Here is a 22,666-nt window from a genome sequence, read left to right as displayed (position 1 = left end):
TTATCCAATTTCTTCAATGTTTTCAACCATCAGTTTTAGTTCTTATGTCCTTTAAACAACAAAACAACGATCTATGTTTGATTACTCAAAAACAAACAACAATAGAATATATCTATTCTACCTTTTTATTACTGGTATGAATTAAATTCATGGAAATTGCTCGCTTAAACATGGACTTCTATTTGTTGGTTAAACAACATATATGACCATTTTGTTTGTTATCTGAAGGAGGTTAAAACCATGCTGCAGCCATCGAAAGAAGACCGGAGAATTATCCGCTCACGGAAGGTCATAACGGAAGCTTTCGTTTCCCTTCTAAGAGTAAAAGGATTTCCCGATATTTCTGTAGCCGATTTAACGGAACATGCCGAAATTAATCGATCAACCTTTTATGCCCATTACAAAGATAAATTCGATCTCCTTCATGCCGTTATTGAAGAGAAGCTAACCTTGTTATCCGACGAGCTAGAAGCCTCTAGAGTAAGCCATTCCGTACTTTCTAATACGATAGACAGTCCTCATCCTTATTTCGTCACGTTGTTCGATCATCTTCAAACTCATGCAGGATTTTACACGATTATGTTCAAGCGAATTGAGGATAATGCAGTTCGAAGCCGTATGCTGGAGGTTATTAGAGAAAGCCAGTTCATTATCATCTCCCATTTCAAGCTCGAACAAAAGATGCTTATTCCCATGGACGTTCTATTGGATTATCTCTGCTCTTCTATTATTGGGGTAGTAGAGAAGTGGTATGACAACGGAATGAAATACAGCGCTAATTACATGGCTCTTCAGCTGACAAGAATTAGCATGCTCGGCACGGATAAAGCTATGGGGTTGTAGAACCAGGGGTCAAACTGGAAACTAGAATAGCAGGAAGCTCCAGACAAGGAATAAGATTCATGGATATGAGGAAAAGCGTAGAGTAACTCTAATACATGATGGTTCAGCGGATAATGAAGTCCTGGGATCGGAGCCTGTTCAACAAAATCAAAGGCCGCTTCAATTGAAGCGGCCTTTGATTCGAGGGACTCCTTTTATTATTTATTCGTAACCGCAGCCACAACATCGTCAATGACTCTGCCTTCCGCAATTAGTCCCGAAGACATCCAATGTCTAGCCGATACTTTGAACACATGATTTCCCTTGACAGCAGGCATCGATTTCCAAACACTTAGCTTCTCAACTTCCGCTGAAGCAGCTTCCTCTTTCGCGAAATCCTCCGCTGTGTCGATCGATCCACCATAAATAGCAAATATGTAATCTGCCGTAATCGCAGGCAGCTTCTCCAGCGACGTATTCATTCCCCAATCATCGGATGATTCCTTCTGAAACGCTGCAATACTTGTGTCAGGAACTAAACCCAATTGTTCATAGATCAGTTTGTTAAAGCTAGGGAAAAACACCTGCAGATCCTTGACTGATGGACGAATAAAGACGACCTTGTTGTCCGCACCAACTGCAGAAGATATCGTTGCTTTAGCTTCATTTATTTTATCGTCATACGCCTGAATTACCGCCTGTGATTTTTCCTCCAGCCCCAATATTTTTCCGATTTCAGTTATATTGGTTTTCCAATCATCCGGAGTAAAAGGAAGCGTTGGAGCAATTTTACTAAGTTCATCGTACCCCGCCTGATCGGTAAAATACTGTTGAAGCAGGATTAGATCCGGCTTTGATTCCAGAATCTGCTCCAGATTCTGATTCGTATCTGAGCTGCCAGACTAAAACTGATTCAAAAATTAATTCATCTTGAAAAACAATCTTTTATAACCTTACATTGTTCTCCTTAACCTGTAATAATAGACTCATTGATAGACTTAACATTTACGGAGGAATTATGAACACGATCACCTATTCGTGCCGTGAAAATGCTAACAGAAAAGGCAAAGTAACAGTTAAAAGAAATGAAAACAAGCTGACCCCGGTGAAGCGGTGTCAGCTTGTTTGTAATTTTAGGCTGAGATACTTAGGACATTCGAAATTATGTTTCTAAAAAACTTCAAATTCAAATGATTTACAATAAAACGTAAAAGTTTCTTCCTCTTCTTCTTTAACCTTATATTTCATACCTTCCCATTGGTAATTTGATATATCTGCAATATCAATAAATAATCCAACAATGCCTTCGGTATTCCCTATTTTCAAATCGATTACGTTAGAAAAAGTTATAGCTAACTTTTTATCATCCTCGTAATAAGGATAGTCACATAAAATAATCTTGAAGCTTTGCTCTATACTGCCGTTTTCATTAAAGTTGCGAGAATAATGATACGAATGTAAATATGGAAACTTATTATGCAGCTGATAAAAAACAGAGATTAATTCAACAGATTTTTTCATCGTTTATCCAATCAGCCCCTCGCTTATCTTACTGTTACCGATCGATCACCCATTCTCAACCGAGATTTCTATCGGAATTTCGCTTTATCCAGTAGTTTAGCTCTCTCGCAATGATTTTACTTCTGATGATGAAAAATAGCCAGAAACAGCCATAAAACACCATCACACGCTGAGTTAAGAAATATACTCCAAATCGCTCCCCCATAAAATGACTATCGTCATATCAAGAAAATTACCTTTATCACTAAATAAGGCATGCCAAAACACTTAAGATAAAAGTATCAAATCGATGAGGTGAGCGAGAAAATGAACGGAAACACTTTTTATATGATGATCGCTTTTATAGCCGTTTTAGTTTTGTGGAGAAGGACGAGAAGCATGTACCGCCCAATACGGGGGAACGGGATTCGATTACTGATTCCTTTATTATTCATAATCCCTGGCCTGTCTTTAATTATTAACCCGAACGTGAATGAACCGGCTTGGGCATTTGGAATAGCCTTCGGACTTGGCGTTATATTTTCCATCCCATTGATTTGGACGACTAATTACGAAGTGAGAGAAGACAATTTGATTTATTCCAAGAAAAACTGGGGATTTATCGCAGCTTTCATAGGTATTGTGTTCATACGGTTTGCTCTGCGTCAAGAATTGTCCGACTTGGATCCTCAAGGCAAAACAGCTTTATTCATGCTAGTAGCTTTCGGTTATATCATTCCGTGGAGAGTTTTTTCGTTTATCAAATTTCGGCGTGTGGCCAACCAATTGCATTTGTCTAAAATTAACTAAAGTTCGGCTGCCTGTTCTTACACCTAAACTCTCAATCGCAGAATATCACCTGAATACTAAGATGATATCTCTTAATACAATAGCTGATTGAAAGCATGCTCTCTAAATGAGCACATCTGTCAGCAGCGGCTTCATATAAGCGCATAAATGCACTTATTTAACCAACTCCTTCTCAAATCTGCTCAACTAGATGCATTTGTACTCCTATTTTCATCATTTCCATCTCATTCGTTAAAAACAAGTGCACTTCTGCGCTTATTTACACCATACTATCGGTTCACGCCCAAACCAATCACACAACATGCTACAACATGCACACTGCATACGAGAACAAACCCTTAGTGAATAACCAGTCCAATGAAATGGGAATCTTATACAGGATCAGACTGATAAGGATTGGGAGTGAGCGGAAATTGAAAACGATGACAGCGGCGGGCAGCGCTAACCTGCAAACTGGCACGACTCAAAAAACAGTAGGCCAGTACTTGTTCGATTGTCTGCAGCTGGAGGGCATTACCGAAATTTTTGGCGTTGCTGGAGACTATAACTTTACACTATTGGATACGCTGGAGCGCTATAAAGGCATACGGTTTATGAGTGGACGGAACGAATTAAACTCAGGTTATGCGGCGGATGGTTATGCAAGAGTTAAAGGCATATCCGCTCTTATTACGACTTTCGGAGTCGGAGAGCTTAGTGCTTGCAATGCGATAGCGGGAGCTAACAGCGAGCATGTGCCGATAATTCATATCGTAGGTGCGCCTCCCGATAAGGATCAAAAGGAACATAAGCTGATGCATCACACTCTAATGGATGGGGATTTTGACGTCTTCCATAAAGTGTACAAGCAGATTACGGCTTATACTGCAGTACTGACACCGGAAAACGCTGAGATTGAAATTCCAGCCGCCATTCGTATTGCGAAGGAAAAGAAAAAGCCAGTGTACCTCGTTGTGGCTGATGATTTAGTGACCATGCCGATCATGACACGAAGTGAGCCGATCCCCCCGCGTCCAATGTCCAATGTGAAAACTCTTCAGGCAGCAACGGAGCATGCCCGCCAACTGCTGGGGCGTGCCCATCGGCCGGTCATTTTGGTTGATGTCAAAACCATGCGTTTCGACCTCGTAACCGCAGTTCAGCAGCTAGCCGACGCGATGAACGTACCTGTTGCAACAATGATGTTCGGCAAGGGGGCATTTGACGAAACCCATCCGAATTATATTGGAATGTACGAAGGTTCATTCGGAAGTTCTGAAGTCCAAACCGCAGTAGAAAATGCAGACTGTGTCATTGCAGTAGGCATGGTATGGGCGGACAATAATACCGCGAACTTCACTGCGAAGCTAAACCCGCTCGTGACAATCAATATTCAACCGGACATGGTCAAGGTCGCAGAAGCGGAATATCCGAATGTGTTCGCAGGCGACATGCTGCTTGCGGTGCAGAATATTGGATACATAGGTCAAGGTTTAACGGAAAAAACAACATTCCCATACGACCAAATGACTGGCAGCGCCGGTGACCCACTAACTGCGGCCAATTATTACCCGCGTTTTCAGAAGTTGCTGAGGGAAGGGGACATTGTGGTCGCCGAGACCGGCACGTTTTACAACGGGATGGCGCAGGTGAGACTACCCCGCAATGCAACTTACATTGCGCAAGGTGGCTGGGAGGCGATCGGTTATGCTACACCTTCCGCATACGGTGCCAATGTCGCTGCACCTGATCGGCGGGTCTTGTTATTTACAGGTGACGGCTCCTTGCAGTTGACAGCCCAAGAGATCAGCACCATGCTCTATTATGAATGCAAGCCTATTATCTTCATCTTGAACAACGATGGCTACACCATCGAGAAATATTTAAATGTCAAAACAGAGAATCAGCAATATAACAAAATTCCGCGCTGGTCATACACTAAGCTTGCCGAAGTGTTTGGAGGCGATGCGTTTGCCGTGACTGTACGAACCTATGGAGAGCTTGATCAGGCTATAATCCAAGCGGAGAGAGAATGTGCCGAAAGACTCTGTATCATTGAAATGATAGCCGCTGACCCTATGGACGCACCAGAAAATATGCGCCGGATGCGCAATTACTTGGAAAAGCAGGAGAAACTACGCAGCCAAAACTAGAATAAGCAGCATCCAGTTTGCTTCTTCTTCCTTCATAGACACTGTAACTATTCTCATTATGAGGCCCGGTAGACTCTAGAACCAAGCTATCGGGCTTCAACTTTATTTATGGAATGATCAAAGTTAAACAATACGCAGTTACCCATTAATTGAACGTTGTAGGTCACGAATGTCCTTCCACGAAATGAGCTTGATGTTTTCCTTTAGGAAGAGCTGCTTTATATCCAAATCACAGAGTAAGCGGAGTTCAATTTCCCTTTCCATACAACAGTTTGTTAATTGCTTCAGTTCATCTAATCCCTTGAGAAATCGCATAAGTAATTTGAGCTCGCATTTCAAGCCTAACCTCATCCAGATCAGCATTGGACTCTAAAAATGCGATATCTGTAAAAAATTCATTAGCTGAATTAACAAGGCTGTGGAGCGGATTCTCATGATACACAACCTTATATCCTTGATGCTCTGAACTTGATAATGTCAAATGAATTCCGGCGTGCTCGATAGTCTGAATATCCCCCCTGCTTAAAGCTTCTTTGGCTGCTCGGCAGGGAATCATTATTGAAGTTGAGGTAATGGCAGCCTGTTGAAATTATGAATAAGGGCGCAAGCACATTTGTGCCTACGCCCTTGCCCAAGTCATTTATTTCCGTTCAATATATACTGGTTATCCAATTCAAGTTATAGTTGTCTTATTTTAAGAGCCTAGATCAGGTTGATCCAAGAAGCTAACGGTGCTATCCGTCGTTCCATGCAATTCAAAGATAATAATCTCATTATTGCCTTGCTTCAATAATGGACCTGGCACATACAATCTCTTCTGCGGTCCAATATCCCAATAACGACCCAGATTGAAACCATTGATGAACACGACCCCTTTGGTCCACCCTTCCAAACTAAGGAAAGTATCACATGGCTCATCCACAATTAACGTTCCTCGGAAGAAGCTCGGACCTGATTGTTCCGTGATGCTCCCGAATTGCAGAGCCGATAAGTCCGTAAGTGGTAACGTGTACGTCGTCCAATCCGACAAGAACTGGCGCCCAAAACGTACCCCTTCGGTAATCCCTTTCCGGTCTTTCATATAAGGCCCATAATTAACCCGGCCTAAATTCTCAACAAGGATAGAGACCTCTACTCCTTCAGCAGGCACTTCAAATTCTATTTTCACATCAGTATGGACGCGGTCCAGAACACCAGCCGGCTGTCCGTTAAGGAAAATTTGTGCGCGGTCATGCACGTCTTGCAAGAAAAACTGATCTTTAGGACGGGGTCCGCTAATAAACGTACGATAATGAATAAATCCGTAATCCTGCCCCATCTTTTCCATTGTCTCAGGGTATGCCGTATAAATAGGTGCAGAGATGTTGTCCAAATTAGCCGCTAATGAAGCTTGCTCGGTCATTTTCACTTGTCCATACGCTTTCTTAGCGATCGGAGCTGGCAATTCACATGCAGGTACATCCACATATTTGGAGATAATATCGCGCACCGCATAATATTTAGCGGTCGGTTCACCGGATTCATTTAGCAAGGCGTCATAATCATAGCTAGTCACCGTAGGTTCATAGCTTTCCGCCGTATGGCCGTTCGCTCCGTTGTAGAAACCAAAGTTTGTTCCGCCATGGAACATATAGAAATTAACGGACCCGTTCAGACTAAGCATTTCATCAAGCACACTTGCGACATCCTCAGCGGGACGGGTATGATGCTCCTCCCCCCAATGATCAAACCAACCGTTCCAATATTCCATACACATAGATGGCGCATCCGGTTGATATTGCTTAAGCTTCTCGAATGCTTCTGCTGGCCGAGAACCAAAATTCACCGTTGCCAGAACACCATCGATCATACCGCCTTGCAGCATCGCATCTTCAGGTCCATCGGAAGTAAATAGCAGAACGTCTATTCCACGAGCAATCATGCTTTCTTTTTGATGAATTAAGTAGCGTTTGTCATTGCTGTAGCTTCCATATTCATTCTCGACCTGCATCGCGATAATCGGCCCGCCACTCGTGCATAGGAGCGGTTTTAATTTCGGAAGCAGCACATCATAATAAGCATCTACATGATCTAGAAACGGCTTATGATAGCAGCGCAGACGCATATCAGGGTCCGCCAGCAGCCAAGCTGGCAATCCGCCAAATTCCCATTCCGCACAAATATAAGGCGCCGGGCGAACAATAACATGCAGCCCGATTTCTCCAGCCAGCTCAATAAAACGAACGATATCCGCCATGCCTTCAAAATAAAATTGGCCTTTCTTCGGCTCGTGAAGATTCCATGGGACATACGTTTCCACGGTATTGAGCCCGCATGCTTTTAATTTTGCAAGTCGATCTTGCCAATGCTCAGGTACAGTTCGAAAATAATGAAAAGCTCCTGAGAGAAGACGTATCGGCTGATCATTATAATAAAATGAAGATCCTGAATAATTAAATGTAGTCATCTATTTCCCGCCTTATAAAATAGTTAAATCATTAAGCATAATGACTCGCTATAGCCTGATTGATTCTCTCTCTTGCCGCTAACAGCCATTCCCCACTGCCTTTTGGATAAACAGAGAACGTCAATGGTTCTTGTAAACCCTCTTCCAACAGCTTTATCGTCTGTTCTTTGCCAATCTTCTGCTCTAGCAGCTCGAGTGCGCGCAAGTCTTGCATCGCCTCATAGAGAACTTCCAAGCGAATTGACTCGATTGGACCCTCTTCGCCAGGATAAACCAAGAAGGAATCTCCCGAAGGAAACGCAAGCTTTGCATCCGTTGACCGATAGGGATCCAGCTTCTGATCGATGGAGTACTGCGAATACCAGAAATTAAAGCCCCAATGCAGGAAGCCCTTCAATCCAAACTTATACAACTGAAGCCCAATAATCCGGTTTCTAGAGGAAGGCATGTTAAAAAAACGATTGGATACTTCTTGATGCTGCGCACAGCAATAATAAGTCCATAAATCCGGAACGCCATACTCCAGAAACGGTTCGATATGATTGTTTCCCGGAATCGGTCTTTGCACTAGGCCCCGCTCATACATATCCAAATCAGACAGCGCGTCCATAATAGGATAATCAGACAAATGCTTACGCACGATTTGGCTGGCAGCCTGATAGGATTCCAATTGACTGAGGTCCGGCTCATCCGAAATATGGAACCAGCTTTGCTGAGCTAGTCCATTTTCTTTCAAGTAACGATCAAGGCTCGGCAGGAATTGATCCAAGAAGCTGCGATAAGCTTCAGAGGATGCATCCGTCTCCCAGCCGAATAGCTTTTTCTCTTCTCCATGTACCGTTCCCATAATCTTTGGAGCGCACTTTGCTCCCCATTGCGTAAACAAGTGTGAAAACTCAAAGTACTTCACGTCCAGCTTCTTGCACATCGTTACCCACCGCGTAAGCTGATCAAAGCCAAATGTATAAGTATCTCCCTCCACGTCAACTTTCACCAATTGGACAGTTGGACGTTCTCCTCCAACAAGGGTATCGAGCGGCGGTGTAAAAAGTGGTGTCAATACCATGTTCATGCCATGCTTGACCATTGCGTCCACATAACGTTCCAGAAGCGTCCAATGCGCTTCACTAAAAACTTCGACACCATACTGCGTTGCAATACAATCCACATGAAACCATTCCGTGTGAATTAACTGCTGCGTGGGCAATGCCGCAGGGATGACTGTCAATTGAAATGTATCGGATACCGCTAAGGACTCCCCTTCCTCTGATTGGAAGGAGAATTGAATGGAATGAACACCCGCAGCGACAGATTCATCAAGCTCCACGCTCACCCAAATGGAACGCCACTGCTCAGGTACTGCATTAATGGATTGTTGATTCAGCTCATATAATGGATCTGGATATAGTCCCGGTGTCGTGCGCAGGACGTTATCATCTGGATTTTGAAAACATGGCATCTCCGAAGGAGCCAGCCCAACAGATCTAATCAAAATACGGTCTGCAAGGTCGGAGTTGATGCTTACATTTATATTTTTTAAGAGCGTATCTGAGGTGTATGCGACTTGGAAGGAATAGGTCTCGCCGAAAAGCGCAGAAGCGCTTTGAAAGGCTTGTTCGGTTGGCGTCTCATCTGCGAATACTTTTGTCAACGAGCTTAGTAGTTTCGTCTCAAATTGAACTGGATTATTCATACATCTTGCACCTCTTTAAATTAGAATGCTTTCTGCAAAATCTTTGAGATTGATGCTGTTTCCATCCACTCTTGATTGCTCCGCCGCGAAGGCCATTAAATGGCTTTGAACGGATTGACTTGCCGAGGTAAGCCCCTCACTCTTGCCATCTTCTCTTACCAGCTTTAAGAAATCCTTGAGTAAACCCATATCACCGCCGCCGTGGCCAACATGACCTCCCATGTCTTCAAATGAGATTCTCTCAATCTTGCCGCTGCCAAAATGGATCACTTCAATTTCATTTTTCTCCATGGCGCCGCGGATTTCACCTTTGGTTCCCATAAGCTTGATTGTGCGGCTGACATCTCTAGTAAATGCGCTCATCGTAAATGCTGCAGTGACGGAATTCGCAAACTCCAAATTCACAACCTGGTGGTCAACAACATCGTTGTCACAATGATAGACGCATCTGCCGTAAGGTCCTTCCTCAAGCGCCTTATAACGCGCACTATAGCTCAGATCATTGCTAATTGCCGAAGTTGGCCAATTGGTATCCTCTGTTAAATAGTAATTAGGCGCGTAGTAGAGACATTCGTCTGCCACTGGACACCCGTCCAAGCAGCGTAACGGCGCTCCTGCCGGCGCTTGATCAGATGTAAAGTGTGAAAGTGAGCCAAAGGAGGATACACGAACACATTCCGAACCAGCCAACCAGAGCAAGATGTCCAGATCATGACAGGACTTCGCTAGAATCATTGGACTGGAATCCTCTTTCCGGCTCCAATTTCCTCTTACGAAGCTATGCGCTTGATGCCAGAACCCTACATTTTCATTATGCGTGATAGACATTAATTTACCAATTGTTTCTTTTTCTAATAATTCTTTAATGGTAGAGAAGAAATTCGTATAACGAAGCACATGACATATCGAAAACACTCGATTTAACTGAGACGCCTTTTCTCCCATAAGCAAACATTCTTTGGCATCGGGAGACATCGGCTTCTCAAGCAGCACATGATAACCTGCCTCAAGTGCTTTCATTGTCGGATCGAAATGCTGTTTATCTTGCGTGCAGATGAGTACGGCATCGGCTAGTTTTGGCATAGCGAAAAAATCATCCCAGTTCTCAAAACACATATTATCTGCAATGTTATGTCTAGCTTGGAAGCTCTCCCTGCGCTCTGCAACCGGCTCTGCAACAGCTACAACTTGCAGCTCATTGGGATGAGCAAGAGCATATTCCAAATAGTTGACACCCCGCAAGCCCGCTCCAATTATGGCAACCGTTACTTTTTTCATAATTAATCTCTCCTCGATGTTGTAAGTCTATCTATTCCTTGACGCTTCCTACGGTCATGCCTTTAACAAAATACTTTTGCAGAAACGGATATACGAGCATAATGGGCAAAGCACCCATAAAGATTTGCGCATTTCGAAGTGTCTTCTCGCTTAAGTTGTCCATCACTTTAAGCTGCTCAATAGACATGGAAGACATTTGGGCATTAATCGACATAATTAATGTAGACAGATACGTTTGCAATGGGTACTTTTCTGGTGAATTCAAGTAAAGAATGCCATCAAACCAAGAGTTCCAATGCCCAACAATCGTGAACAAGCCAATCGTTGCGATCGAAGGAAGCGATACAGGCAAATAAATTTGCCAAAGCACACGCCAGTGTCCCGCACCGTCAATTGTCGCTGCCTCATCCAGTTCTCTAGGAATGGATCTGAAGAAATTCAGCATGAGCACCATATTCCATACATTCAAAGCACCCGGCAAAACGAGCGCCCAAATCGAATCGATGATGCCTGTATCTTTGACAATGATATACGTAGGAATCAACCCGCCGCCGAAAAACATCGTTATCGCAAAGAACCATACATAAGGAGTTCTAAATTTAAACTGATGATTAGATTTCGCAAGCGGAAAAGCGGTAATAAATACAAGCAGCATATTAACAGCCGTCCCCAGCACGACCCGCTGTACGGATACCCATAATGATCGGAAGAACTCAACCTTCTCTCCCAAGTATTGATAGGCATCCAAGGAGAAGCCGACAGGCCAAAGCTTAACTTCTCCTGCCATCGCAGCCGTATTCGAGCTAAGTGAGATGGAGAGTAAATGAATAAACGGGATAATGCCAAGCAGCGTGATAGCTGTTAACAACAACGTATTGAAGACGACAAAAAGCTTTCTACTGATTGATGGTTTGTATATCACTGTATTACCTCCGTTCTAGAATATTCTGTAGTTGTTAAGTTTATAAGCCGCATAGTAGGTAATGGATACTAACCCTAATGAAATGACCGATTTAAAGAGGCCGATTGCCGCTGCCGGTCCGAATTGCTGGCTGAACATCCCTAGTCGATAAACGAATGTATCAATGATATCTGCGCCTTCATAAACGGTCGGGTTATACATAATTAGAATTTGTTCGAAACCAGCATTGAGAATTCCGCCTAAGCTTAATACGCCTAGCAAAATGAGTATGGGGGAAATGCCTGGAAGCGTAATGTGCATCACTTGCTTCCACTTGCCTGCTCCATCAACCTCTGCTGCTTCATATAGCGTTGCATTGATGCCTACAATAGCGGCGAGCATAACAATCATATTGTAGCCCATGCCTTTCCACACATCTGATCCAATGACAATGCCTCTAAACCAATCATTGTCGAGCATAAACATAATCGGCTGAAATCCCATTTCGGTTAACAAGCCATTAACAGGTCCGCTCAGCGAGAACAATTCAATGACGACTCCGCCAAGCACGGTCCATGACAGAAAGAACGGAAGGAAGATAGCAGATTGAATGAAACGTGAGAACCATTTTCTTGTCACTTCATTTAGCAATAACGCAAGAATAAGAGGAACAAGCAAAAACAGGATCATTTTGAAAATCGCAATAATGATCGTATTCCAAAGCACTTGACCAAAATCCGGCAACGCAAATACGTAACGGAAATTGTCAAAGCCTACGAATTCAGATTTAAAAAAACCGGATAATGGTTCAAATTGTTGAAAAGCCATCACTAGGCCAGCCATAGGACCGTATGCATAGATTAAAGTAGCGATAACACCGGGCAGTAACATCAAATGTAGTACATATTCTTTTTTCAGCGTTCTCATAGATGACCCTCCTAACCAGCTGCTAATTTTAAAGCGGGAGGAGTTGTCGACTCCTCGACTCGTCTCTCCCGCTTTTGATTGATTTAAGATTTAATTTTTCGCTTGCTCACCGTACCATGCATTAACTTCTGCTGTAATATCATCGCCGCCTAGCGATTTCCAGCTTGAAACGAACTTATCAAATTCATCAATGGAAGCGCCCATAATGATTTTTGTAAAGGATTCCTGCATAAGCTTATCAAGCTGAGCACCTTTTTCTACTTGTGTTTTTGTAGGAAGGCCATAGAACTCATTGTTTACAAACGCTCCGCTTTCTTTAATTTTACGCGTTGTTCCCCAGCCGCCATCTTTTGCTGCACGGCTGTAATATTGACCCCAATTGACGCCTTTGGAAGCATCTTTTGTATTGCCTGCGAGGAAATCGGTTCCTGCTTTGAATACATCCGCTACATTCTTGTAGTTCTCGTCATCCAGCGTAATTTCAGTTTGTTTAGCGTCGAGCGCTTTGTTCACTTCTGTATAGATGGTTTCAATTTGAGCCGGGTTGTAGATACGTGGATTAAACCAGTTGTATACATAACCATTCTCGGCTTTGTTTTTCTCTAAATATTGCTTGTTGCCCATTTCGATATAGAAGTTGATCATTTTAATTGCAGCTTCTGGATTTTTCGCTTTTTTGTTTACAGCGAAAACCTTGCCAGCACGAATTTTCGGAACGAGTGATTTTGCTGGACCGTCCAGCCCTGGAATTTGAACAGCAATCCATTCAGCCTTTGGATCTTTGTCAATATTTAAATTAAGCGGCCAGTTCGGGTACCACCATTCTCCGTAGGAAATACCTACCTTGCCCGAAGTAAGATCTTCTACTGCTTTATTCTCATCCTTCAGCGCAAACTCCTTATTGAGAATGCCATTTTGGTACCAAGACTGCAGCTTGCTAAGCGCCGTTTTCACCTCAGGTTGAATAAGGCCCGGTATTAGTTTATCTTCACCATTTTTGATCCAAGCCGTCTGAGCATCACCAATGGATGGGTAAGCTCCGAATCCGTTAAACAATCCTCTTACATCAAAGCCCCAGAAAAACAACGTTTTCTGCAATGAAATACCATAAGTATCATTTTGCTTGTTTTGATCCGGATCGTTTTTCACAAATGCTTCTGCAACCTTCTCCAGCTCATCGATTGTCGTAGGCGCTTGCAAGTTCAAATTATCCAGCCAATCCTTCCGAATCCAAAGCAGCTGTGTAGACAGGAATGGATCTTCAAAAGCTGGAATGGCCAGCTGTTTGCCGTCTGCGTTATAAGTCTTCATTGCAAAGCCGCCATCAGACTCCATATATTTCTTAAGTGTAGGAGATGCATATTGCTCATATGCTTCTGTCAGATCAGCGAGCATATCTTGCTTTTTCAGCTTTTCGAAGTTTTTCGGGTCCAGCTCCAAAATATCAGGCAGGTCGCCCGATGCCATCGCAAGTGAGAACTTTTGTTCAAATTGGCTGGAAGGCACGGTCCATTTATATTTCACTTCAATGTTCATCATCTCTTTTAAATCTTTAAAGTAAGCATTTTGATCTGGTGTAATTCCTTTTGGCGTTCTTGAATCCTCAGGCGGATTAAATCCAAGCACTTCTGTAACCGTAACCGGTTCAGCGTATTTACCGAATGGATCTGGCGGAGTGGCTTCAGTCTGGTTGTTCTCTGTTGACGGTTTAGATGTGGATGTGTTTCCTTTGTCATTTCCTTGGCTGGAGCATGCTGTAATGGCTGAAGCAGACAGCGATAACAACAAAATCATCTTCATTGTTTTATAATTTTTCATATGGAACACTTCCCCCTTTTGATAATGTTAGTAGCCCTGATCCCTGTGTTTATTATATTTCGAGAGGGAAAGCGGTTTCAATTTCACTTTTTTTACATCGCTTTTGAATTTTTTACTTATTGCGAATTTCGATACTCTTGAGGTGAAAGACCCGTCATTTTTTTGAAAAAAGTCGTAAAATACGAAGCCGAGTCAAAACCCGCCTTACTCGCAATTTCATTTAATTTCAAGGAAGTATTCATCATCAGATCGATGGCAACGGTCATTTTTGTAGATTGAATGTACTCTAATAGATTATGTCCTGTGATCTGCTTATAATAGCGAGACAAATAGGATGGATTAAAATGCACCTCGTCCGCAATAGCCGTTAGAGACACATCCTTGGACAGATTGTTATGAACATATTGATGAATTTGTTCGATAAGCAATTGTTTAAATTCTTCTTGCTTCATCTCTCCGCTCATATCGGTTTCACAAGCATTCGATTTTTCGTAATCAACAATAACCATTTTTTGGCCAAATGCCGCTCTTTTCTGAATCATTGCACGAACAGCTTCCACCTGATGATGGAGCGTATCCCACTTTCCTAACAAATTCCCAGAAATGCCGAATGAAACCGAAGCCGAGAGAACCTCAACGCATTCATTCTGTACAAGCTCAAGAATGCCTTTCATATAGGATGCGATGCCTTGCTCCTTCGTATTCTCATCTGGCTGATTCCCTAGAAAACGTCCCAATAATTCCTCATCCGCTTGAAGAATCCATAGAAGTGAGCTGCCATTGTAGATAGCTTTCTCTCTCGCTATGGAAGCCGGCAAATGATTGTCAAAAATCCGCTGCACCGATTCCAGCACCTTTAAATTTTGAACCTCAAGCCGATCCACTTGTCCTACCAGGAAGAATGCGGGGCGCTCAGCAGCAATGCCAAATTCCACTTCTGCATAAATGGACTCCGTCAATAGAGAAGGAAGCGGCTCTCCGCCAAGCATAGCTTCCATCATTTCTTTTTTGAGATAAGGCTCGGCGATTTGAATATGCCTTTGCGCCTTCTCCTGCTGCAGCTTAACGCTTTTCTCTTCTTCCAGCTTGCCTATTACCTCTTTTACCGCTTGGAAAATAGGCTCAATGCCTTCTGTTTTCAAAATATAGTTTTCTACGTTTTTCTTTAACGCTTCGTATACGTAATCAAATTCGCTATACCCTGTAAGAAAAATGACTCGGCATGCGGGCCAATAATATACCATCTCATCCACCAATTGCAGGCCATTCTTCTGAGGCATACGAATATCGCTGATCAAAATATCCAGTTTCGTTTTTTTTGCTATTTCAAGCGCCTCACCAGAGGAATAGGCTTTGCATATATCCAGCTCAAAGTCTTTGTTTCCCTGAAAAAGCTGCACTAGGCCATTCACAATGACAGGCTCGTCATCTACTATTAACAATCGGTACATTATTGTGCCCCCTTATTCTCAAGATGTATGATAAGCTCCACTTTTAATCCGCCGTATTGGCTTCGGGAGACAAATAAGCCGCTGTCCGTTCCATAAATTAATTTTAGCCGATTGCTGACGTTAATTAATCCCGTTTTCTCAATCTGCTTCGTTTTGACTGCAAGCTGCTCCTGCAACTGCTCCATTTTATCATCTGTTAATAAACTGCCGTTGTCCTCTACGGTGATGCGTACGATATCATCCTGATARCTGGCTCCAATATAGACAACTCCGTTCATCGTACCATCTTCAAAGGCATGATCAAATACATTCTCTACGATCGGCTGAATGATAAGTCTTGGAACGTAAACGGTATGCAATTGATCTGAAATCTCCGTGTATTCATACGAAATACGGTTGGAAAAGCGAATACATTGAATCTCGCAATAATCGAGCGCATGCTGAAATTCCTTATTAAGCAGCACTTCATCAGAACCGCTTCTTGTAATGTATTGATAATAGCTTCCCAGCTTTTGGGAGAGCTCTGCCGCACTATCCGAATCGCCTACTTTACACATCATATAAATATTAAAAAAGCTGTTGTATAAAAAATGAGGGTTAATTTGAGATTGCAGCTGCTTTAATTCCGAGTGCTGCAGCGCTATCTTTTGTTCATAGTTTTCCTTTATGGAAACCTTCAAGCGATGTGCCATCCGATTAAAGCTTTGAAATAAATAATGAAATTCATCCTTTGTCTTGGATTCGATAACTAAGTTCAGATTATCTGTTTCTATCATACGAAACGCCTTGCCTAGATTGGACAATGGGCGATGGATCATGACGTTAACGGAGAATGAATAAAGCAAAAGAATGATAATGGTAATGCTGAACAGCAGATAATACAGCGTATAAAACTGGCTTAATGATCTAGTGATCTCGTTCTGATTCACATACATAATTAATGACAGATTTAAAGAGCTTACAAAATTATGGATAACAAAATAACGGATGCCGTTTACCTTCTCCATTTTGGACATATTGTCATCTTGCTCATTAGGTAATTTAACCAGCTGCTGCTGTACAGAAATAGCTTGCTCATCTTGCGTCGTCGCAAACACACTCCCCAAACCATCACTCCCAAGCAAAACCTCTGACTCCTGATAAAGGGTAGTAATGGTATGCAGCTCTTCGAGCAGCTTCACTTTAGAGATTTCGATATACGACCAAATGCCATCATTATTTGCCGTCTCAATAAAGAAGATCCGATCACCATCCAGGTAAAAAGAGGGCTTGATTGCAACGCCTATAAGCTTAGAAATAAGCTCGTATTCATCATTTGGCGTGTTGGTAACGCCATTCGAAATCGAGATGGTTTTCCCCTCTGAAGCAATATAAACGCCTGCATTAAGTACGTACTCGCTCGAATTCATAAGAAAGCTCAATCGATCCTTCACTTGCTCAATGAGTCTAACCTCATCATATTTCCCAAGGCTTCCTCCCCTGAAGCTTAGCTTTTGCAAATCTTCACCGTTAATAAAGCCTAATTGCTGATTGCGAATAAAATACATTTCCTTGTCCAGCTGCTTCGCGTAAAAGGAAGCTCCCGCTTCGGCGGAATCCAGCATTGTATTTTTCGAAAACGACATGCCTTTGTAATTGACCCAAATATTCATCGAAATGAGGGGAACAAGAAACACGATAAATACGATGACAATTTTCTGATAGACGAACCACTTCGCTTTGCCGGCAGCCTGCAATTTCATAGGATATCCCCTTCTTCACCATCTAGGAAAACTTCTCGATGCTAATTAATATAACCAGAATAACAGAGACTCTGATCAGATTGTTCAACTTATTAACAGAGGGCTTTTGCCGTTAACATTCATAAAGGAATCATACCAAGATTTTATTTAGACGCAATAGATAGTTCAACCATGCGAGCCATCTTTTGAATTTAAATGCTATAGTTCACGCCAATTTTTGGCGTACAACAAATAAAAACCCGAGCTTTTATGGTCGGGTTTTTCCATGGTAGAGGCGCGGGCTTCTGGTTCCTCTTATTCTAAGGTAACACTGTAATTAACAAAAAAAGGTTAGCACATCAATTGATATGCTAACCTTTCTCTATAGCGCTTCAAGAGCACACGACTCAGTAACTTTTCCATAATTTACATTTAATAAGCCCAATTCCCTTGACGAAAGACAGGCTCGATTGTGCCGTCAGGCAGTTCTCCATCAATATCGAGATCGGCGCAACCAATCATGAAGTCAACATGTGTAAGGCTTACGTTAGCGCCTCGCTCCAGTAGTTCCTCTTTGGAGAGCTTCGTTCCACCTTCCAGGTTGACAGGATAAGCACTTCCCAGTGCAAAATGACAGGAAGCATTCTCGTCAATGCCTGTATTATAAAATACTCTATTCAAGTTCGATATTGGCGAATCATGTTGCACTAATGCCATCTCTCCGAGATAGGATGCACCTTCATCCGTTTCGAGCAATGAAGTTAAATGTTCAAGTCCCGATTCGGCATCATAAGCCACCACTTTGCCGTCTTTGAACGTAAACGTGATTCCTTCAACTAACCTGCCGTTCAAATTGAGAGGCAATGTGCTTTTTACCGTGCCGTTCACACCGGTACGATGAGGCATGGTGTACACTTCTTCAGTTGGCATATTCGCAACAAAATAAACACCTTTCTCATTTTCCCCGCCGCCGCCACGCCAAATATGTCCTTCAGGCAGTTGTACTCGCAGATCCGTTCCCGGCGCGCGATAATGCAGACTCTTATAGCGTTTCGCATTAAGAAGGTCCTGGCTTGTTTTCAAATGATTAATGTGCTCACGCCAAGCGGCAATAGGATCATCTGTATTTACTCGCACCATGTGGAAAATAGCTTCCCACATCGCATCCACACGCTGCTCCTCCGGAAGATCGGCATACACTTTATCCGCCCACGCGCGAGTTGGCGCCTTGATCAGCGACCAGCTAATTTTGCTGTTCCGCGTATACTTTGAATATTCTTCTCGCGCGACAGCCGCGGACTTGACCGCAGCCGATACTTTTGCAGAATCGATGCCGCGAAACAGCTCTGGATTAGGCACTTTAATATGCAGTATAGCTCCGCCCTCTTCAGCAAAATGCACCATACTGTCGGCAAGCCACTGTGGATAATAGTCGAAGGAATCATCTGATGCCTTCTCATACCGAACGCGAGTAATCGCATCGTCATCCCACTCTACAATGACATATTTGGCTCCTGCCTCATAAGCTTTTGCTACAATTAATCGGGTTAGTTCAGCCGTTTCAATCGGAGCATGTACGATAAGCACTTGCCCCACTTGAACGTTCACACCAACCTTAACGACTAATTCAGCATATTTGTTCAACATGAACTCAAACTTCTCCATTCACCAAAACCCCCTTGTTACTCGACTTCTTCCAATGCAATTTCTTTTTCCATTATAAAATCATCCATCACAAAACCATTACCTATATCAGCCACCTGAGTACGAACTGATTTAAACCCTTTTTTCTCATACACAGCAATCGTTGTATCATTATAACGATTTACCGTGAGCCATATCATACCTAACCCTCGATCTTTGCATATCGCTTCCAAGAACGCCATAGCTTGACTTGCATAACCTTTTCCGCGATGCTCTTTGCGTATATAAAACTTGCTTAAAAACAACTTGTCTTCTTCTTGTTTTATCCCCAAGTAGCCGATATTATGGCCATGTATATTCATGAAAAAATATTCATAACCTTGATTTTCAATTTGATTCGTAATCGCATGATCCGATTGGAATTTATCCACCATATAATCAATTTGTTCTTTTGTTATAATGCTTACAAAATATTCATTCCAAATTTCCGATGCCAATTGCGCTAAAGCCGAGACTTCTTCCACAGTCTCTACCTTTGGAAAAACGAGCTCCATAACGTTTACAAACCACCTTTTCAAATGCAAGTCATAATTAATAAATTATCACATTCATCTGAATTTTTCTATTAACCGAATATTTATGTGAAGCCCTACATGAATAATTGTCAATAAAACGAGGGGGGATGGACTATTGTGTCTTAGATCTACTTAACATTTTTTCTTTTTTTAATATTGTCTGTTCATATCTTGCAATTTTATCATCCATGCGTTCCAATCCTTTTTTCATCTCTTCCATTTTTCGGGCTAGCAGTTTATGCTGCTCGATTAAAAGCTCTTTCCTAGCTCCAATGGTTTCATCACCCTGTTGATACAACGCAACATATTCAATCAAAATCTCAATAGGAAGACCTACACCACGCATGCATTTGATATATTCAACCCATCTGCAGTCTTCCTCCGTATAATCCCTGATTCCGCTTTTATTGCGGTTCACCCGTGGAATAAGCCCGACCCGTTCATAATAGCGGAGAGTGTCCGGTGATAAATCAAATTTCGCGCTTGCTTCGGCTATCAACATGCAGATTTCACTCCCTAATTTAAGATCAAGAACGCCCGAAAAAATCGATCGGGCGTTCTTGTTGTTCCTTATATTAAATACTCATTACATCGTAATAGGCCCAACGACTGGATGTGGAACATAAGGCTCTTCCAGCGATGCAATTTCTTCTGGTGTTAGCTTAATGGAAACAGCAGCTGCTGCATCTTCGAGATGGGACATTTTTGTAGCGCCAATAATTGGTGCGGTTACAGGATCTTTATGTAATATCCAAGCTAATGCAATTTGAGCACGGGGAACGCCATGTTTTTCGGCAATGGCTGCAACTCGCTCTACAATTAATTGGTCAGTATTTGCAGTCGCATCGTATTTAGATTTTTGAACTTGGTCGGTTTCGAAACGATGCGTTGTTTCTGACCAATCACGTGTCAATCTTCCTGATGCGAGCGGGCTGTAAGGAATGACGCCAATTTTTTCTTCCTTACAGAGCGGCAGCATTTCTCTCTCTTCTTCACGGTAGATAAGGTTTAAATGATTTTGCATCGATRCAAACCGAGTCCACCCATTTTTTTCAGCTACATGCAATGCTTTTAGGAACTGCCATGCGTACATGGCTGAAGCGCCAATGTATCTTGCCTTTCCAGCCTTCACAACATCATGTAATGCTTCCATCGTTTCTTCTATGGGTGTATTGTAATCCCAGCGATGAATTTGATAAAGGTCTACATAATCCGTTCCGAGTCGCTTAAGGCTCTTATCTATTTCACTCATGATTGCCTTTCGAGAAAGACCAGCACCGTTTGGGCCTTGCTGCATCCGAAAATGAACCTTTGTCGCCAGGACGATTTCATCTCGATTGGCATAATCCTTTAAAGCTTGACCCACAATTTCTTCGCTTGTTCCGTCTGAATATACGTTCGCAGTATCAAAAAAGTTGATGCCTAAATCCAATGCTTTTTTTATGATTGGACGGCTGCTCGCTTCATCAAGTACCCAAGGATGCACCCACCGCTCCGCTACACCAAAGCTCATACAGCCAAGACATAGCCGAGATACATCCAAGCCTGTATTACCGAGTTTCACATATTCCATTTAATCGTTCCTCACTTTCAAATAGATATTGTTTCCTTCAGCTGTAGTGTACTCCTTGGAGTTAACTCCAAGTCAAGCGATTGTGCACGATAGTAAGTGTTTAGAGCATTTCCTGCATCAGCTTAGACGATAATGGCTTCTTCCAATAGCATAATTGCTTGATCAATATCATTCTTATTCGTATACTTTCCTAGACTAAATCTAATAGCGCCTCGGGCCGCAGTTTCATCGATCTGCATTGCTTTTAATACTGGGGAGATTGTTGTCATACCGGCATGACAGGCTGATCCAGTGGACGCTGCGATTTCGGGAATCTTGTTCAGAATTTCATTAGCATACAAACCTATAAAGCTTATATTCAAGGTGTTAGGCAATCGGTTAGTCGGATGACCATTCAGCTTGATAAGATGACCAAATTTCGCAACCAATCGCTCTAAGAAGTACTCGCTTAATCTACTCATTTCATTGTTATCTTGCATGAGCATTGCCATCTCTGCGGCTTTTCCCAATGCAACGATGTAAGGAACATTTTCTGTTCCTGCGCGCATGCCATGTTCATGACCGGCTCCATGACTATAGGGTTCTATCTTGGTTCCCCTTCGCACATACAATGCCCCAATTCCTTTCGGAGCATATAGTTTATGTCCCGCTATCGTTACCAAGTCGACACCTAATTGATCAACATGAACCGGGATTTTGCCAACGGATTGTGCAGCATCCGTATGGAACAATATGCCATGTTTTTTTGCTATTTCGGCTATTTCACCGAGGGGCTGAATCGTCCCAACTTCATTATTCGCATGCATAACCGAGATTAGAATCGTTCGCTCGTTAATGGCTGATTCAATAGCTTCCGGCAATATGCGGCCAGTTTCATCTACGTTTATATAGGTAACTTCTGCTCCCAAGCGCTCTAGAAATGAACAAGGATTCAAAATGGCTGGATGCTCAACTGTTGTCGTTATGATATGATTACCCTTTTCTTTATGAGCAAAGAATACGCCCTTTAAGGCATGATTATTGGATTCGCTTCCCCCGCTAGTAAAGATCACCTCGTCTGGAAAACAACGGAGTAAAGCAGCAACTTTTATGCGCGCCTCCAAAATAGCTTCCTTTGTCGAAACGGACGCCCAATGACTAGATGAAGGATTGCCGTAGTTTCCTTGCAGATATGGATACATTTCTGCAAGAACTTCTGGAGCGATTGGCGTACTTGCGTTGTAGTCCAAATAAATCTGGTTCATAGCTTTCTCCTTTGCACCCTCGCCTGCAATCATTTGCGGCAGCCTTTCATTTGCTATTGCTCCATCGATTTTCGTTCCATTAACGAATTTACTATCTGTTCAATCTTGATCGTTGCCTCAGCCGTATTTGC

At 42.6% G+C, this 22,666-nt stretch carries 18 protein-coding genes and 1 pseudogene; 3 read left to right on the top strand and 16 right to left on the bottom strand.

Annotation, left to right across the window (positions count from 1 at the left end):
- The first annotated feature begins 240 nt into the window (after positions 1 to 240).
- Positions 241 to 843 carry a TetR/AcrR family transcriptional regulator gene (locus tag AB4Z17_RS16800; RefSeq protein WP_441960955.1) on the top strand — a complete coding sequence of 201 codons (603 nt, stop codon included), beginning with the start codon at positions 241 to 243 and terminating at the stop codon, positions 841 to 843.
- A gap of 197 nt (positions 844 to 1,040) precedes the next feature.
- On the opposite strand, the pseudogene AB4Z17_RS16795 reads toward AB4Z17_RS16800, so the two are convergent.
- Together AB4Z17_RS16795 and AB4Z17_RS16790 are read right to left on the bottom strand one after the other, a co-directional pair.
- Positions 1,041 to 1,703 (bottom strand): annotated as a pseudogene (locus AB4Z17_RS16795) (ABC transporter substrate-binding protein); the annotation flags it as partial.
- 289 nt (positions 1,704 to 1,992) lie between these two features.
- Positions 1,993 to 2,343 (bottom strand): hypothetical protein, encoded by a 351-nt coding sequence (locus AB4Z17_RS16790; RefSeq protein ID WP_441960954.1) that lies wholly within the window; start codon positions 2,341 to 2,343, stop codon positions 1,993 to 1,995.
- 306 nt (positions 2,344 to 2,649) lie between these two features.
- Between AB4Z17_RS16790 and AB4Z17_RS16785 the strand changes: the two genes are divergently transcribed.
- Together AB4Z17_RS16785 and AB4Z17_RS16780 are read left to right on the top strand one after the other, a co-directional pair.
- Positions 2,650 to 3,132 carry a CcdC family protein gene (locus AB4Z17_RS16785; protein ID WP_441960952.1) on the top strand — a complete coding sequence of 161 codons (483 nt, stop codon included), beginning with the start codon at positions 2,650 to 2,652 and terminating at the stop codon, positions 3,130 to 3,132.
- Positions 3,133 to 3,554: 422 nt separating this feature from the next.
- Positions 3,555 to 5,264: an alpha-keto acid decarboxylase family protein gene (locus AB4Z17_RS16780; protein ID WP_441960969.1), complete on the top strand. Its 1,710-nt coding sequence runs from the start codon at positions 3,555 to 3,557 to the stop codon at positions 5,262 to 5,264.
- A 289-nt stretch (positions 5,265 to 5,553) separates the two neighbouring features.
- Here AB4Z17_RS16780 and AB4Z17_RS16775 read toward each other — a convergent pair whose 3' ends face one another.
- From AB4Z17_RS16775 to AB4Z17_RS16710, 14 genes are all read right to left on the bottom strand, one after another.
- Complete coding sequence (locus AB4Z17_RS16775; protein ID WP_441960967.1) at positions 5,554 to 5,838, bottom strand: ChbG/HpnK family deacetylase; 285 nt, start codon at positions 5,836 to 5,838, stop codon at positions 5,554 to 5,556.
- 120 nt (positions 5,839 to 5,958) lie between these two features.
- Positions 5,959 to 7,710: a glycoside hydrolase family 35 protein gene (locus AB4Z17_RS16770; protein WP_441960951.1), complete on the bottom strand. Its 1,752-nt coding sequence runs from the start codon at positions 7,708 to 7,710 to the stop codon at positions 5,959 to 5,961.
- Positions 7,711 to 7,741: 31 nt separating this feature from the next.
- Positions 7,742 to 9,403 carry a DUF4091 domain-containing protein gene (locus tag AB4Z17_RS16765; protein ID WP_441960949.1) on the bottom strand — a complete coding sequence of 554 codons (1,662 nt, stop codon included), beginning with the start codon at positions 9,401 to 9,403 and terminating at the stop codon, positions 7,742 to 7,744.
- 15 nt (positions 9,404 to 9,418) lie between these two features.
- On the bottom strand, positions 9,419 to 10,681 hold the full coding sequence (locus AB4Z17_RS16760) for a Gfo/Idh/MocA family protein (RefSeq protein ID WP_441910356.1): 1,263 nt from the start codon (positions 10,679 to 10,681) through the stop codon (positions 9,419 to 9,421).
- Between the two features lie 31 nt (positions 10,682 to 10,712).
- Positions 10,713 to 11,600, bottom strand: a complete 888-nt coding sequence (locus tag AB4Z17_RS16755; protein WP_441960963.1) for a carbohydrate ABC transporter permease — start codon at positions 11,598 to 11,600, stop codon at positions 10,713 to 10,715.
- 18 nt (positions 11,601 to 11,618) lie between these two features.
- The gene (locus tag AB4Z17_RS16750; RefSeq protein WP_441910357.1) at positions 11,619 to 12,509 is read right to left on the bottom strand and encodes an ABC transporter permease; all 891 of its coding nucleotides are present in this window, start codon (positions 12,507 to 12,509) and stop codon (positions 11,619 to 11,621) included.
- A 90-nt stretch (positions 12,510 to 12,599) separates the two neighbouring features.
- Complete coding sequence (locus tag AB4Z17_RS16745; RefSeq protein ID WP_441960948.1) at positions 12,600 to 14,327, bottom strand: extracellular solute-binding protein; 1,728 nt, start codon at positions 14,325 to 14,327, stop codon at positions 12,600 to 12,602.
- 116 nt (positions 14,328 to 14,443) lie between these two features.
- On the bottom strand, positions 14,444 to 15,778 hold the full coding sequence (locus AB4Z17_RS16740) for a response regulator transcription factor (protein ID WP_441960946.1): 1,335 nt from the start codon (positions 15,776 to 15,778) through the stop codon (positions 14,444 to 14,446).
- The gene (locus AB4Z17_RS16735; RefSeq protein ID WP_441960944.1) at positions 15,778 to 17,520 is read right to left on the bottom strand and encodes a sensor histidine kinase; all 1,743 of its coding nucleotides are present in this window, start codon (positions 17,518 to 17,520) and stop codon (positions 15,778 to 15,780) included. The genes AB4Z17_RS16740 and AB4Z17_RS16735 overlap by 1 nt, the downstream gene beginning before the upstream one ends.
- Before the next feature lie 411 nt (positions 17,521 to 17,931).
- Complete coding sequence (locus tag AB4Z17_RS16730; RefSeq protein ID WP_441960942.1) at positions 17,932 to 19,164, bottom strand: aminopeptidase; 1,233 nt, start codon at positions 19,162 to 19,164, stop codon at positions 17,932 to 17,934.
- Positions 19,165 to 19,181: 17 nt separating this feature from the next.
- Complete coding sequence (locus AB4Z17_RS16725) at positions 19,182 to 19,697, bottom strand: GNAT family N-acetyltransferase (RefSeq protein WP_441960940.1); 516 nt, start codon at positions 19,695 to 19,697, stop codon at positions 19,182 to 19,184.
- A gap of 133 nt (positions 19,698 to 19,830) precedes the next feature.
- A complete protein-coding gene (locus AB4Z17_RS16720) occupies positions 19,831 to 20,220 on the bottom strand; it encodes a MerR family transcriptional regulator (protein ID WP_441960938.1) in 390 nt (129 codons plus the stop codon).
- A gap of 84 nt (positions 20,221 to 20,304) precedes the next feature.
- Positions 20,305 to 21,291 (bottom strand): aldo/keto reductase, encoded by a 987-nt coding sequence (locus AB4Z17_RS16715; protein ID WP_441960937.1) that lies wholly within the window; start codon positions 21,289 to 21,291, stop codon positions 20,305 to 20,307.
- Positions 21,292 to 21,413: 122 nt separating this feature from the next.
- Positions 21,414 to 22,568: a cysteine desulfurase family protein gene (locus AB4Z17_RS16710; RefSeq protein WP_441960935.1), complete on the bottom strand. Its 1,155-nt coding sequence runs from the start codon at positions 22,566 to 22,568 to the stop codon at positions 21,414 to 21,416.
- Positions 22,569 to 22,666 lie beyond the last annotated feature (98 nt).

Origin of the sequence: Paenibacillus sp. TAF43_2, from assembly GCF_052113545.1 — a bacterium.
Classification (GTDB): domain Bacteria; phylum Bacillota; class Bacilli; order Paenibacillales; family Paenibacillaceae; genus Pristimantibacillus.
The sequence above is the reverse complement of the archived record's forward strand: the minus strand, read 5'-3'. Positions and strand labels throughout refer to the sequence as shown.